This window comes from Nonomuraea sp. NPDC050202 (assembly GCF_040656115.1).
Lineage (GTDB): Bacteria > Actinomycetota > Actinomycetes > Streptosporangiales > Streptosporangiaceae > Nonomuraea.
The window spans coordinates 176,160-190,617 of record NZ_JBFALF010000005.1; the positions used below are offsets into that span (position 1 = coordinate 176,160).

7 protein-coding genes are annotated in these 14,458 nt (G+C 70.2%); 6 read left to right on the plus strand and 1 reads right to left on the minus strand.

Annotation, left to right across the window (positions count from 1 at the left end):
- The first annotated feature begins 53 nt into the window (after positions 1 to 53).
- The 5 genes from AB0I79_RS17365 (at position 54) to AB0I79_RS17385 (ending at position 13,540) form a co-directional block, all read left to right on the plus strand.
- Positions 54 to 5,390 (plus strand): hypothetical protein, encoded by a 5,337-nt coding sequence (locus tag AB0I79_RS17365; protein ID WP_357873482.1) that lies wholly within the window; start codon positions 54 to 56, stop codon positions 5,388 to 5,390.
- 112 nt (positions 5,391 to 5,502) lie between these two features.
- Positions 5,503 to 7,803 carry a fibronectin type III domain-containing protein gene (locus tag AB0I79_RS17370; protein WP_357873485.1) on the plus strand — a complete coding sequence of 767 codons (2,301 nt, stop codon included), beginning with the start codon at positions 5,503 to 5,505 and terminating at the stop codon, positions 7,801 to 7,803.
- Between the two features lie 15 nt (positions 7,804 to 7,818).
- A complete protein-coding gene (locus AB0I79_RS17375) occupies positions 7,819 to 10,464 on the plus strand; it encodes a fibronectin type III domain-containing protein (protein WP_357873488.1) in 2,646 nt (881 codons plus the stop codon).
- A gap of 89 nt (positions 10,465 to 10,553) precedes the next feature.
- A complete protein-coding gene (locus AB0I79_RS17380; RefSeq protein ID WP_357873492.1) occupies positions 10,554 to 13,124 on the plus strand; it encodes a fibronectin type III domain-containing protein in 2,571 nt (856 codons plus the stop codon).
- Positions 13,121 to 13,540, plus strand: a complete 420-nt coding sequence (locus AB0I79_RS17385) for a hypothetical protein (protein WP_357873495.1) — start codon at positions 13,121 to 13,123, stop codon at positions 13,538 to 13,540. The genes AB0I79_RS17380 and AB0I79_RS17385 overlap by 4 nt, the downstream gene beginning before the upstream one ends.
- Here AB0I79_RS17385 and AB0I79_RS17390 read toward each other — a convergent pair.
- Positions 13,512 to 13,958, minus strand: coding sequence for a hypothetical protein (locus AB0I79_RS17390; protein ID WP_357873498.1), 447 nt, complete (start codon positions 13,956 to 13,958; stop codon positions 13,512 to 13,514). The two genes, AB0I79_RS17385 and AB0I79_RS17390, sit on opposite strands and share 29 nt — an antisense overlap.
- 152 nt (positions 13,959 to 14,110) lie before the next feature.
- Between AB0I79_RS17390 and AB0I79_RS17395 the strand changes: the two genes are divergently transcribed.
- Entirely contained in the window at positions 14,111 to 14,437 is a 327-nt protein-coding gene (locus AB0I79_RS17395; RefSeq protein ID WP_357873501.1) for a hypothetical protein, read from the plus strand.
- Positions 14,438 to 14,458: the final 21 nt, after the last annotated feature.

Genomic DNA, 14,458 nt, shown 5'->3' on the forward strand with positions numbered 1-14,458 from the left:
TAGCTGGGCGTCCCCGCCACCCTTCACCCCCAGCACATCGGGGGGTGGGCGGGGTGGCAGACGAAGACGACAGCATCTCTGCGGGCCGGATTGAGCTCGAGGTCGTCGCGGACCTGGGCGCGAACTGGGGCAAGAAACTCCAGGACGAAGTCAACGCCCGTATCAAGGGCGTCAAGGCCCACATCTCGGCGGAGATCGACGCCGCCCGGGTGGAGGTCCAGGCCAAGGCGGCGGCGGAGGCGGCCGAGCGGATCGCGAAGATCCGCATGGAGGTCGAGCTCGACAACGCTGCGGCGCGCAGCGCGCTGGCCGGCCTGTCAGGCTCCCAGACCGTCACCGTCCGGGCGGACGTGGACGACGCGGCCGCGCGGGCGCAGCTCGCCGATCTGGGCCGGGACACCCAGACCACGATCCGTCCCGAGGTGGACGACGGCGACGCGCAGGCGCGGATCGCCGCGCTGGAGCAGCAGCTCGCCCAGCTCATGGCGAAGGGCAGCCGCCGGATCCCCGTCTCGGTGGACGTGCAGGGTACGGCCGCGCTGGGCCAGGCGATCACGATGCTCGCCCAGGTGCCGTTCATGGTGTCCGGCCTGGCGGTGCTCGCCTCCACCGCCATCTCCGCCGGCAGCGGCCTGTTCGCGCTGGCGGCCGGCGCCGCGCAGGCGGTGGGCGCGCTCGGCGCGCTGCCCGGCCTGGCCGGCGCTGCCGTGCAGGGGCTGGGCACGATGATGCTCGGCCTGTCCGGGGTGCGGGAGGCGGTCAACGCGCTGAGCTCGGCGCAGGCCAGCGGCGGCCAGTCGGCGGCCGCGTACGCCGCGGCGCAGGAGGCGGCGGCCGAGCGGATCCAGCAGGCGCAGCGGGCGATCCGGGACGCGAACCACGCCCGCATGCTCGCGGCGGAGCGGACCGCGGATGCGAAGGAGGCGGCGGAGGCGGCCGCGGAGGCGATCGTCGAGGCCGAGCAGCGGGTCGCCGACGCCGTGGCGGCGGTGGGCGACGCGCGGGCACGCGTGGGCGAGGTGGCCGCGCAGGCGGCCGAACGTCAGGAGGACGCCGCTTACCGCGTTGAGCAGGCGGAACGCCGGTATGCGGAGGCTCAGCGGGCGAGCCAGCGGGCCACCGAGGCGCTGAATGATGCCCGCCGCGCCGCGAAGGAGCGGCTGGAGGACCTGGAGCTCGCGGTGCGCGGCGGCGCGCTGGACGAGGAGGGGGCGGCGCTCGCCGTCGAGCGGGCCAAGCAGCGGCTCGACAAGGTCGTGGCCGACCCCTTCGCGAAAGATCTGGACAAAAAGGAAGCTGATCTTGCCTACCGGCAGGCGCTCCAGCGGTTGGCGGAGGTCCGCGAGCGTAACGGCGACCTGGCCGAGGAGCAGGCTGAGGCGAACGCCAAGGGCGTCGAAGGGTCCGACCAGGTCACGGCGGCCAAGGAGCGCATCGCTGCGGCGGCCCAGGCCGAGCGGGACGCCGAGCGCGCCCTGGCCGAGGCGCGCGAGGACGCGGCGAAGGCGGCCGTCGAAGGGGCTCGCGCCATCGCCGAGGCGCAGCGCGGGGTCACCGAGGCGATGAAGCGCGTCCGTGACGCGGAGAAGGACGTCGAGCAGGCGAAGAAGGCCGAGGAGCGGGCCCGGCGCGACGTCCGGGAGGCGTTGTGGAACGAGATGCTCGCCGCCGAGCGTCTCGCCGACGCCAAGAAGGAACTGGTCAAGGCGCAGAAGGCGGCCGCGGAGGCGGCCAAGCAGCAGAGCGCCGGCGTGTCCGCCGTGGCCAAGGCCATGGACAACCTGTCGCCCGCTGGCCAGCGGTTCGCCCGCTTCATCGCCGGCACCCTCCAGCCGCGGCTGAAGGATCTGCGGTTCGCCGTCCAGGAGGCCCTGTTGCCGGGCCTTCAGGAAGGGATCGAGCGCGGCATGCCGATGCTCGACACCCTGGAGGACGGGCTGGAGGACACCGGCCGGGAGATCGGCGAGGTGGCCAAGGAGTGGGGCCGGTGGGTCGGCTCGAAGTCGTTCCGGACCGACCTGTCGAAGATCCTCAAGTCGAACACGAAGATCGTCGGCAACTTCGGGCGGGCCGGCAAGTCGGCCTTCAAGGGCGTCATGGACATCCTCGTGGTGGCCACCCCGTACGCGGAGAAGCTCGGCGACTGGATCGAGCGCGGCGCCGACAAGTTCGCCGAGTGGACCAGCGAGGCCCGCAAGGACGGGTCCATGGCGAAGTTCTTCGAGACCGGGTTCAAGCGGGCCAAGCAGCTATGGGACATCGTCAAGGACGTCAGCGCCGGCATCTACGAGCTCGGCAAGATCGCCGCGCCATCCGGCGGGAATCTGCTGGACGACCTGTCGGCCGCCGCGAAGGACTTCCGCGAGTGGGCGTCCGACCCTGCCAACCAGGAGCAGATCCGGAAGTTCTTCGAGGACACCGTGGTCGTGGTCCGGGCACTGGGCCGGTTCCTCAAGCAGGTGTCCGACCTGCTGTTCACCATCACGGACACGGTGGGCGGCGAGACGCTGGCCGGGTTCGTGGACACCCTGACCACGATCGTGGGCTGGCTCGACCAGATGGCCGGGCACCCGGTCGCGGGCGAGATCATCAAGTGGACGCTGTACCTGTCCGGGGTGGCGCTCGCGATCGGGCTGATCATCAGCAAGGTCAGCGGGCTGATCAAGGTTTTCGGCAAGGTTCCCGGCGTGACGAAGCTGGTCAAGGCGCTCGGCGACCAGGTCGGCAAGCTGGCGAAGTCCCTGGGCAAGGTGAGCGGCTTGTCCAAGCTGCTGGGCAAGCTGCCCAGCTTCGGCGGCGGCAAGGACTCCACGGACGACAAGGACGACAAGGGGTCCACGAAGGTCGGCACCATGCGGGTGACGGCCGGGACGGTCATCGTCAACGGCAAGACCACCACCACCTCCAGCAAGACCACCACGACGACCGGCAAGAACACCACCGGCAAGACGACCACGCCGGACACGGACACCACCAGCGGCAGCAAGAAGACGCGCGGAGGCAAGGGCGGGCTCGGTGGCGCGCTGGCCGAACTGATCGGCAGCGCGGGCGTGGACCTGCTCGCCGACGTCGATTGGGGCAAGGAGTTCAAGAACTCAGGCATCGGCAGCAAGATCGGGTCCGTGCTCGGCAAGGTGGGCAAGGGCGGCATCATCGGCACCATCGCCGCCTTCGTCGCCGACCCGATCGGTGACGCCATCGCGGGCGGCTCGGACAAGGGCGTGGCGTCGGCCATCGGCGAGGCGCTCAAGCAGGGCACCGCTGGCGCCGGCATGGGTGCGCTGGCCGGCAGCATCATCCCCGGCATCGGGACCGCGATCGGTGGCGTGATCGGTGGCGTGCTCGGCGCCGCGAAGGGCGGCCTGGAGGGCTTCATCGGGCCGCGGCTGACCGAGGCGCTCGGCGGCAACCTGTTCTCCACAGCGCCGATCGAGAACATGCTCAAGACGGTCGGGACCCTGTTCGGCGGGACCGGCGTGACCATCCAGGACATGTGGCAGCAGATGTGGCGCGGCCTGGACAACGGCACGAAGACCGGCGCGGACGGCCTGGGCGTGCGGCTGGGCGGCTTCATCGACATCACGAACGGCAAGTTCATGGAGCTCTCCCAGGGGGCGCCGAAGAACATCCAGTCGATGTGGGCCAGCATCAAAAAGGATCTTGATGCGGGGATCTCGCCGAGCCAGGCCAAGATCGACGCGTTCGTACGCGCCGGCGGCGCCCAGTTCTTGAACCTGTCCAAGAACGCGCCGAACGACCTGCGGGTCGGCTGGCAGTCCGCGATGCTCGGCATCGACACCTTCACCAGCGTGGCCGCGAACAAGCTGGGCGCCTTCACCAACTCCGCGGGCGGCAAGTTCCTGGAGCTGAAGGACAAGGCGCCCAAGCACGTCCAGGACATGTGGGCCGGCATCCAGGAGAAGATCGCCGCGGGGACGCCGATCTCGCAGAAGGAGATCGACGACTTCGTTGCCGCTGGTGGCGGGTCCTTTCTGAAGCTCAAGCAGGGCGCGCCGCAGCACATCCGGGACGCCCTCTCGGAGATCAACAACAACCTGACCACCGGGCTGGCCACCGCGGCGCTCAAGGTGGGGTCCTTCGTCACGGACGGGAACGGCAAATTCCTCAAGCTGCGGACAGACGCGCCGAAGAACGTCCAGTCGATGTGGGCGGACATCAAGGCCAAGATCGACGCGGGGAAGCCTGTTTCGCAGGCCCAGATCGATGCCTTCGTCAAGGCCGGCGGGGCGTCCTTCCTGAAGCTGTCCAAGGACGCGCCGGCGTCCGCGAAGAAGACGTGGGACACCATCGCTGCGCAGACCGATCCCGGGCTCGCGCCGGCGAAGAAGAAGGTGGCCGAGACGACGAAGGCGATGCAGGACTCGTTCGGCACCGCGAAGTCCGGCATCGCCAAAATCTGGGCGGCCGTGCCCGACGCGATCAAGGCGCCGATCCGGTGGGTCGTCAACACCGGGTACGGGGCGATCAAGCGCATGTGGGACGGCATCGCCGGCGCGGTCGGCCTGCCGACCCTGCCGAACGTGTCGGCGAACTTCGCTGACGGCGGCATCCAGGGCGCGATCGGCACCGCGACCAGCTACGGCGTCCAGCCCGGGTACTCGCCCGGCCGGGACCGGCTGCTCGCCTGGGTGGGCGAGGGCGAGAGTTGGCTCCGGCCCGAACTGACCCGGGCGCTCGGCGCCGGCTTCATCGACGGCGGTAACCGGGCCGCCCGCACGGGCGGTGTGACCGGCGCTGCCCGGTTCCTTGGCCAGGCCGGGCTGGCGTTCGCCAAGGGCGGCACCGTGGGCAAGAGCGGGACGCAGTCGAAGACGAAGCCGAAGGAGAAGGAGCTGTCTCCCCTGGAGAAGATCCTCCAGGGCGTCTCTGCGGCCGTGCGCAACGTGTTCTCCAAGGGTCTCGGCGCGGGCGCCAGGGCCACGCTGAACCCGATCAAGAACGCGATCGTGGGGGCGATCGGCAACCGGACGGCGGTGCAGCGGCTGATCGGTGCGATCCCGCGCAAGGTGATCGACGCGGTGATCGCCAAGTTCGACGCCGAGGACGCCGAGCTCAACCGGGACTCGGGCGGGGTGCTGCCGCGCGGCCGGAGCCTGGTCAACAACTCGACAGGCAAGGACGAGTGGGTGCTGACGCCGGCGGCGCTGGACGCGCTGGGTGGGCCGAAGGCGGTGCAGGCGCTGAACGAGCGCGGCGCGGCCGCGTTGTACCGGGGGTCGCGGGCGGCCTCGAGGGCGATGCCAGCGCAGCAGCGGACCGGGGAAGGGACGACGGCGACGGTGATCGTGCACGCGCAGCCTGGCCAGAACGAGGTCACGATCGGCGAGGCTGCGGCGCGCCGGCTGGGGGCGCTGGTCGGCTCGCCGTGACACCGCGGGCGGTTGCCCGCGTGGCGGCCGCCCGCGTGGCGGCCGCCCTCTCGGCTGATCGGGGCCTGCCGTAAGCGAGGTCCGTGCGTACCATCCCGGGTCGATCAAAGGCATGCCGATCTGCGCGGACGGCATGGCCTCGACGGTCACAGAGGCGGGGGCAGATGTGACGAACAGGATCGCGAAAACCTACAGCACCAGCAGCGGCGGGCCGCACACGATCACGTTCACCGCGCCCACTGCGGGCGCCCGGCTGATCCTGGTCATCAGCTCTTGGAACTCGTTCACGACGCCGGCGGGGTGGGCCGAGGACTATCACGCGACCGGCTACAACCACGTATACGTCCTGTCGAAGATCGCAGTCGGCAACGAGACGTCCGTCGTCATCGATCACGGCGACTACCGGCTGCACGCGGTCTTGTACGAGCGGGACGACTGCCCGAACCTGCTGTTCAAGACGACGGGTACCACGATCGCCTCATCGCTCTCCTCCTCGTCGGTGACGGTGCCGGCCGGGGCGACTGGCCGCGTGTTCGGCGTGGTGAACAACCCCAACGGGGTCGCGTCGTCGTCCTCGTGGACTCAGGGGCTGGCTCGGCACTTCACGGTGGATGTGCTGTCGTCCAACTCGGCGTTCGCGCACGGCGCCATGCCTGCGGCGGGGGCGCGCACGTTCACCATCAATGGCTTGACGGTGACGAGCGGCACCAATACGGCGGTGGCCGCTTTCGTCGGCTACGGAACCACGGACGCGGCCGCGCCATCGGCGCCGGCCATGCTTCGTGCGACGTCGATCACGGGGACGGCCGTCTCGATCGAGTGGGACGCCGCCACCGACGACGTGGGCGTCACCGGGTACGGCGTCTACCAGGACGGCCAGAAGCTGGGCCAGGACCAGGCGGACCTGTCGTACGCGTTCACCGGGTTGACGCCTGGCCAGACGTACCTGTTCGAGGTGGACGCGCGGGACGCGGCCGGCAACCGGTCGCCGCGGGCGCAGATCAGTGTGGTCGCCGAGGTGGACGTCACGCCTCCTTCGGCGCCGCCGAACCTGCGCGCGTCGGAGGTTACGCACACCTCCATCACGGTGGAGTGGGACGCCGCGACCGACAGCGTGGGTGTCGCCGGGTACGGCGTGTTCCTCAACGGTGTACGGCAGGGTCCAGACCAGGCCGAGCGGACGTACACGATCACGCGGCTGGCGCGCGGCACCACCTACACCATCGGCGTGGACGCAGCCGACGCGATGAGCAACCGGTCCGCGCCCGCCACGATCCAGGTGTCCACGCTCGCTGGCGGAGATCCGTCCGCGCCGCCCGGCCTGACGGCCACCGCGGGCCGGGAGCAGATCACGCTGGCGTGGGGTGCGTCCGAGGCTGGGGCGCTGCCGATCGCCCGATACGAGGTGCTGCTGGACGGGCAGTTGGCCGCCTCGACGACGCAGCTCGGCTACGTGATCGAGGACCTGGAAGCCGGCGGGTTGTACGAGGTCGCGGTGCGCGCTGTCGATGCCGGCCTGGCGCGCGGGCCGGCGGTGTCGGTGACGGTGACTGTGCCGGCGGGGGACTGGACGCCGGTGGCGAGCCCGGTCTACCGGCTGGGCGACTGGGTCGGCAACGCGCGCGATGTGCACGGGGTGACGTGGACGGTCGAGGAAGAGGAGGGCTGGTCGTCGTCGGCGGCGCCGATCACGCTGGGCTCCGACTCCGACAACGCGGACGGCGGGTTCGACGGGCCAGGCCGGTACGGGCCGCGCATCGTCACCCTGTCGGGGACGGCGGTCGCTGACAGCCAGATCGCGATGCTCGCGGCGCAGGAGCGGCTGACCGGCGTGCTGCCCGCGTCAGGTGTCGGCGTGCTCCGCGTGGCCGAGGCGCACCTGACCAGGCAGGCCACGGTCCGGCTGGAGGACACGGTCGGGGTCACCGACCGGGGGCCGCTCGCGTTCGACTGGACGCTTGTCGTCAAGGCGTCGAATCCGCGCCGGTTCGCCCGCCGGCCCGTGTACGCCGAGGTGACGTTCGAGCCGGCGCAGACGAGCGGCGCCACGACCGTCGTCATGGCGGGCGACTACCCGACGATTCCGGCCAGGCTCCGGCTGTACGGGCCCGTCCTCGATCCGGTGATCCGGGTGGAGGAGCGCGGGCTGGAGATCCGCACCAAACCGGGCACGGTGCTGCCGGACGCCCGGTACGCGCTGGACATCGACCTGGCGACGCGCGAGGTGTGGGCCATAGTGCCGCCGGAAGTGTGGCCGGAGCCGCGGCCTGGCCGGACGCTGCTGTCGCGGTTTCCTGCCGGATTCTTCCTGGCGCAGGGCCCGAACACCATCCGGCTGTCGGGCGCTCTCGTGGCCGGCCAGGAGGAGACGTCGCCGCGGCTGGTCATCGAAGCGACCGACGCGTGGATCTGAGAAGGGGGTTGGCCGATGCCGACGATTGTTGAGGGGTTCGAGTCCGGCACGGCGGTGGTGCCGAGGTCGGGGAACTGGACGCGGGACAGCAGCCAGAAGTTCGCCGGCTCCTGGTCGCTCAAGAGCGCCGCGGTTCCTTCGACGGGCGGTTCGTCTGTGTGCACGATGAACGTCCCGGCCGGGGCAACCGCAGTGACGTTCCGGGTCAACGTCTCGACCGAGGGTTCGGCCACCAACCGGTATGACCCGTTCGTGTTCCTGACCGGCGGAACGGAGCGGTATTGGATCGCGGGCGTCACCGGGTGGATCCAGCCAGGCACGTACGCGCTCAACGGCGCGACGCAGATCACGTTCCGGTACGAGCGCGACTCCACCGCCGATGGCGGCTCGAACGCTGTCTGGATCGACGACGTCACGTTCATCATCCCGGACACGGTGCCACCGGGCCCGCCGAGCAACTTGCGGGTGACGGCGAAGACGGGCACGTCGGCGTCGGTGGCGTGGGATGCCGCCACGGACAACATCGGCGTGGTCGGGTACGGGATCTATCTCGACGGCGCGAAGCAGGGCGCCGATCAGGCGGTGCTCACCTACAACTTCCCGACCCTGGCGGCCGGGTCGCACACCGTGGAGGTGGACGCCGTTGACGGGGACGGCAACCGCTCCACCAAGGCCAGCCTGGTCGTGGTCCTGGATGAGACGCCGCCCAGCACACCCGGCAACCTGCGGGTGACCGCGCAAGGGCTGACGCAGGTGTCGGTGGCGTGGGATGCCGCCACCGACGACAACGGCGTGACCGGATACCGGGTGTACCTCGACGGTGTGGCGCAGGCCGGCGACGATCTGGCGCTGGGGCGGACGCTGTCGAACCTGCTCCCCGGCACCAGCTACACCGTCGAGGTGGACGCGGCGGACGCGGCTGGCAACCGGTCGCCGAAGGCCTCTCTGCCGGTGCAGACGCTGGCGGATGTCGAGCCGCCGCAGGTGCCCACCAACCTGCGCGTCACCGCGGGCGGGCCGTACTTCTTCACGATCGAGTGGGACCCCGCCGCCGACAACGTGGGCGTGACCGGGTACGGCGTCTACGTCGGCGGCGACAAGGTCGGCGGCGACCAGTCGGCGACGTCGTACACGTTCGACGAGCTCGACCCCGAGGGCACCTACCAGGTCGCGGTGGACGCCGTGGACTCCTCCGGCAACCGGTCGGCGCTCGCCCAGCTCACGCACGTCACGCCGGCGGATGAGCCGCCGGCGGCGCCGCCGAACCTGCGCGTGACGGCGCTGTCGTACACGAGCTGGACCGTGGAGTGGGATCCGGCGTCGGACGACGTGCAGGTGGTCGGCTACGACGTCGCGGTGGGCGGGCAGGTGGTGGCCACCACCACCAGCGTGCGCACGCTGTCGTGGTCGGGGCTGCCGGACGACACCGAGTACGTGGTGAGGGTGTGGGCGGTGGACCACATCGGGCAGCGCACCACCGCGCCGGCGGAGCTCATCGTCAGGACGTTGAACGACTTCGACCCGACCGTCCCCGTGGTGACCGCGACGGCCGGGGAGGACTCCATCACCGTGGCGTGGACGTCGTCGGAGGACGACTTCCAGGTGGTCGGCTACGAGGTGATCGTGGACCAGCAGACCGTGCACGTCACGCCGGGCGTGGACTACACGGTGGACGGGCTGCTGACCCGCAAGCACACCGTCACCGGGCTGACCCCGGGGGCGACGTACGACGTGCGGGTGGCGGCGGTGGACTCGATCGGGCAGCGGTCGGCGGACAACACGCAGCAGGTGACCACGGTGGGTCTGCCGTACGTGCCAGTGGCCACGCCGGTGTACCGGCTGGGCGCGTGGGCCGGCAACGTGCTCGACGAGCACCTGGTGACGTGGACGGTGGAGAAGCCGGAGGGGTGGGCGTCGTCGGCGCCGGTGTCGCCCGTCTCCGCCAACCGCGGCGGCGTGGACGGCGGCTGGGACGGCGCCGGCAGGCACGGGCCGCGCCGCATCGTGCTGTCGGGCACCGCCGTGGCGGACACGAACCTGGCGATGCTGGCGGCCAAGCAGCGGCTGCTGCGATCCATCCACCCCGGCGCCAAGGCGTGGCTGCGGGTGGCGGACGCCCGCATGACCAGGCGAGTGCGGGTCCGGCTGGACGGGCAGATCCGCATCACCGACGATGGGCCGCTGGCGTTCCAGTGGGAGCTGCCGCTCAAGGTCGCGGACCCGCGCCGGTACGCGGTCGTTCCGGTGACCGCCACGGCGCTGATCGGGTCGTTGCCGGGGGAGGCGTCGGCCACGATCGAACTGTCCGGCAAGTACGCGACCATCCCCGCCAGGATGCGGCTGTACGGGCCCATCCAGGCGTGGACGATCACGCACGAGGAGACGGGCACGGTGATGCGCGGCATGCCCGGGGACGCCTCCAGGTTGCCCGCAGATCCGCGCTACTCGTTCACGATCGACTTGGCGGCGCGCCAGGTGCTGGGGCACGTACCGCCGGAGGTGTGGCCGGAGCCGCGGCCGGGGCGCAGCGCGCTCGCTCACCTGCCGGCGTGGTTCCACCTCATCCCCGGCATCAACACGATCACCCTGGCGGGCGAGCCCGTCACCGGGCAGGCGGGCACGCCGCGGCTGGTGATCGAGGCGTACGACGCCTGGAGCTGACCGGGCCCAGACGGTAGCCCCCGTGGCCGGGCATGGTGCAGCCCTCATCACGACATCGGCCACGGGGGGCTTCTGTGTCGCTGGTCAGGATGGCTACGCCGTACAACACGCAGTCGCCGAGTACGAGCCACACGTACTCCTTCGGCAGCGTCGGCTACGGCAACAGGATCGTGTTGTTCGTCAACAGCTACTCGGGCGTGACGGGCATCTCGGGCGGCTACGACGAACACGAGTGGACGCGGCACACGTTCGGCATCCGCATGCTCAGCAAGATCAGCTACGGCGGGGACTCGTCGGTCACGGTCACCGTCTCCGACAGCACTGATCGCATCTCCATCTGGATGTACGAGCTGAGTGATGCTGACGAGTTCTACGGCTCCAGCACCGGGCTGAGTAGCGGCTCGGCGTTCTTCAGCGCGTCGGACCTGCCGGCCGGGTGCGTGTCGCTGATCGGTTGCGCCGTCTACGTGCAGGGCAGCGACAACTCCTCAGCGTCGTGGCCCAGCGGCTACACGCATCGCGGGTATGTGTACCGCGACTGGAACGACGGCGCCGTCAGGAGGGTCTACAGCACCACGGCGGTGGACGAGTTCGTGTCCGGGTCGGTGTCGTGGTCGCAGACGCTGATCACCGGTCTGCCGTCCGGCACACCGAACTACGCGTGGGCGGCCGGGGTGTGGGGGCCCACCCCCGACACCGAGCCGCCTACCATCCCGGGCAACCTGCGGCTGACGGCGATGACACCGACGTCCCTGGCGGTCACGTGGGACGCGTCCAGCGACTCCGGGACGGGCGTGTCCGGTTACGGCATCTACCGCAACGGCGCCAAGGACGGCAGCGACCAGTCCGGCCGGACGAAGACCTTCAGCGGCCTGACGCCGGGCGTGCCGGTCACCATCGAGGTGGACGCCGTCGATGGGAAGGGCAACCGGTCGGAGAAGGCCAGTATCACGCTGACGCCGATCAACGACACGACGCCGCCAGCCACTCCGGTGGTGAAGGTGACGGCGCTGGCGGCCGGCAGCATCACGGTCGGCTGGGAACAGCCGTACGACCAGACGACGATCGTCGGCTACGGCATCTACTTGAACAGCCAGAAGCAGGGCGCGGACCAGACGACCCGTACGAGGACGTTCACCGGCCTGACAGCGGGCGGCCTCTACACGGTCGGCGTGGACGCCAAGGACCTGCTCGGCAACCGGTCGGCGATCGGCACCAAGACCGTCCGCGCGCAGGCGGACACGAGCGCGCCGAGCCTACCCGGGGCGGTGCGGCTGGTCGCGGTCACGCAGACCGCCGTCACCATCACCTGGGACCCGAGCACTGATGACAACGTCGGCCTCGACGGGTACGGCCTTTACCTGGGGGCGACCCGCGTCGCGCAGGTCGGGCCGGCCAGCCAGGTGTTCACCTTCACCCAGCTCACGCCGGGGATCACGTACAGCCTGGCCGTGGACGCGGTGGACGAGCTCGGCAACCGGACCGCGAAGGTGCCGCTGACGGCGACCACGCTGGAGGACTCCAGCGGCGCCACCCCGCCATATGAGTATGTGCTGTACGACTGGGCCACCCACCGGCCGCTCGACAGCCTGCCGTTGCAGAACGTGGGCTTCGAGCTGGCGCTCGGCGGCGCCGGCACCCTGACGGCGGAGATCCCGCTGTACGACGAGGACTACACGGTCGGCCGGGTCGAGGCGGCGACCCGCAGCGAGCGCACCATGCTGCTGATCTACCGCGGGGAGCGGTTCGTGGGCGGCGGCCGCGTGGTGGACCCGACCGACTACGACTCCGAGACGGGCATCCTGCGGCTCAGCGTCGAGGACGTGACCGGCATCTACAGCCGCCGGTTCATCCCCTTCACGGGGCCGCGCGCGGGCACGCTGGCGCACACCGAGATCGACTGGATCCTGAACCTGACCGGCGCGGAGGCGGACAAGCGATGGCTCGTCACGTCCGGCGTGCTCGGCACCACGCCGGTAGATCGCGAGTACAGGGAGGAGGATTTCTCCCGGGCGGGCGACCAGATCGGCGACATCGCCGCGGCGCCGGGCGGGTTCGAGTGGTGGGCGAAGCCGGCGTGGGATCCGGAGAACGACCGGCCCAGGTTCGAGCTCAGCCGCGTGAACCGGGATGATCCGCCGTCCAGCATCTTGACGCTGGAGTACCCGGGCAACGTGAAGCGGTTCCGGCGTTCTACCAGGCCGGGCCTGGCCACCGTCGTGTACGGCAAGCTCGCCCTGTCCGAGGGCGGCGTGCTGATTGAGAAGGTCGTGCGGGACGACCTGCACGCGGCCGGCTGGCCGAAGCTCGAACAGGCCTACACGTTCGAGGGGCTCACCTCGCCGCAGGCGTTGAAGGACGAGACGCAGCGGGCCGCGGACGCGTCCAAGGGCGCGCGGATGGTGTTCGAGTTCGAGCTCGTGCCGGGCACGAACGTCCGCTGGTGGGAGTGGGAGCTCGGCGCGAACGTGCCGGTGATCATCCAGCACGACCACCTGTATCCAGAGCGGCCGGACGGGTCGCCGGGCCTGGACCGCGAAATGAAGATCATCAGCATTCGGGTGGAGCCGAACACCGACGAGGGCGAACGGGTGACCGTGACGACCGCGGAGCTCACCACCACCGTGGACGAGTCGCTCCCCGGCGGGGGCGCGTCGTGACGCAGATCAAGGCCAGCGACCAGCGGCTGCACGACCTGGTGGCGCTCGTGAAGGACCTCCAGGCGCGGGTGAAGAAGCTCGAGCTCCAGATCGGGATGCGCGGGGTCACGTTCTCAACTCAGGCGACATCGGTGTCGGGCACCTCGTTCGAGACGGTCGCCTGGAGCGTGTTCCCGCGCTCGGGCAGCTCGCTGGCGGTGGACGTGACCGTGGGCGGCGCCCTGGAGGTGCAGCTCGCGGTGGACGGCGTGGCGATCGGCACGAAGACGTCCACGGCCGCCGGCACCATCACCGTGTCCGGGTTCCTGCCAAGCACGTGGACGTTCGGCGCCCGGAAGAGGGTGGATGTGCGGGCCCGCCGCACGTCGGGCTCGGGCGCGATGTCGGTCACGGTGCTGGGCGCTTGGCATCGCTGACTTGCTGCACGAAAGATGTGGGCAAGTCCTCGTGCTCGGCGGCGTCGAGGTGAACAACTCCATGCTGATCGCACCAGAGCTCCCGGCCAGCCATCTTGTCAAGAGCTGCCGTGATTTCAAGGAGCTGATCGAATGGCACTCTCTGGAAATCAAGAGCGGTTGGCTCATCAGGTGCGATGTCTGTGCGGGTCTCAAGTAACCCTCGGGCGATCACGCTGAGGATGAGCAGGTCGATGGCTCCGACGAAGATGAGATTCACTCCTGCGTTGAGGAGCAAGTCCTGCCACCAGTCAGAGGCGGACCTTGACAACCACAGGGTCCCAACTCCTATGGCGAGGAAACAGAGTATGAGCGAGCCGAGGAGGATCGGTCGGCGGAGCGCTTGCCACAGGTAGGCAAAAAGGGGCGTAAAATCCACGGCTTCTCCGTGCCTCTCGGATGGGATGGGTCGAACTGTAATCGTCTGGCTCGGTGATCTGGCAACAGGTTCTCCGAGAGGGGACGGTAGGCCGCCGGACAAGGCAGCATGCCCGCTCGACAGGCAGAGGTCGAGTGGGTGCGGGGGCAGTCATGGCGGAGCAGGAGCCGACCACGGGGGAGCTGTCGCGGCTGATCCAGCGGGTTGAGGGGCGGATTGACGCGTTGAGCCTGGAGATTCGCGAGCTTGCGACGGAGTGGCGGGCGCAGATCGCCGCGCAGGCGCTGCTCGGCCAGCGGGTGGGCCACTTGGAGGGCAGCCAGGCCGACCAGGAGGCGCGGCTGCGGCTGGTGGAGCAGGACCTGGCCGGCCGGAAGGAGTCCGCGGAGAAGTCGCGGCGAACGAACATGTGGATCGCTACGGGGATCGCGGCTACGGGTCTGTTCCTCAGCCAGGTGCTCGACCTGTTCGGCAAGTAACCGGGGGCGGACGCTAGCTCG

Coding starts and splice junctions, on each gene's coding strand:
- AB0I79_RS17370 (WP_357873485.1), top strand. CDS start 5,503: ATGCCGATCTGCGCGGACGGCATGGCCTCGACGGTCACAGAGGCGGGG.
- AB0I79_RS17395 (WP_357873501.1), top strand. CDS start 14,111: ATGGCGGAGCAGGAGCCGACCACGGGGGAGCTGTCGCGGCTGATCCAG.
- AB0I79_RS17380 (WP_357873492.1), top strand. CDS start 10,554: ATGGCTACGCCGTACAACACGCAGTCGCCGAGTACGAGCCACACGTAC.
- AB0I79_RS17375 (WP_357873488.1), top strand. CDS start 7,819: ATGCCGACGATTGTTGAGGGGTTCGAGTCCGGCACGGCGGTGGTGCCG.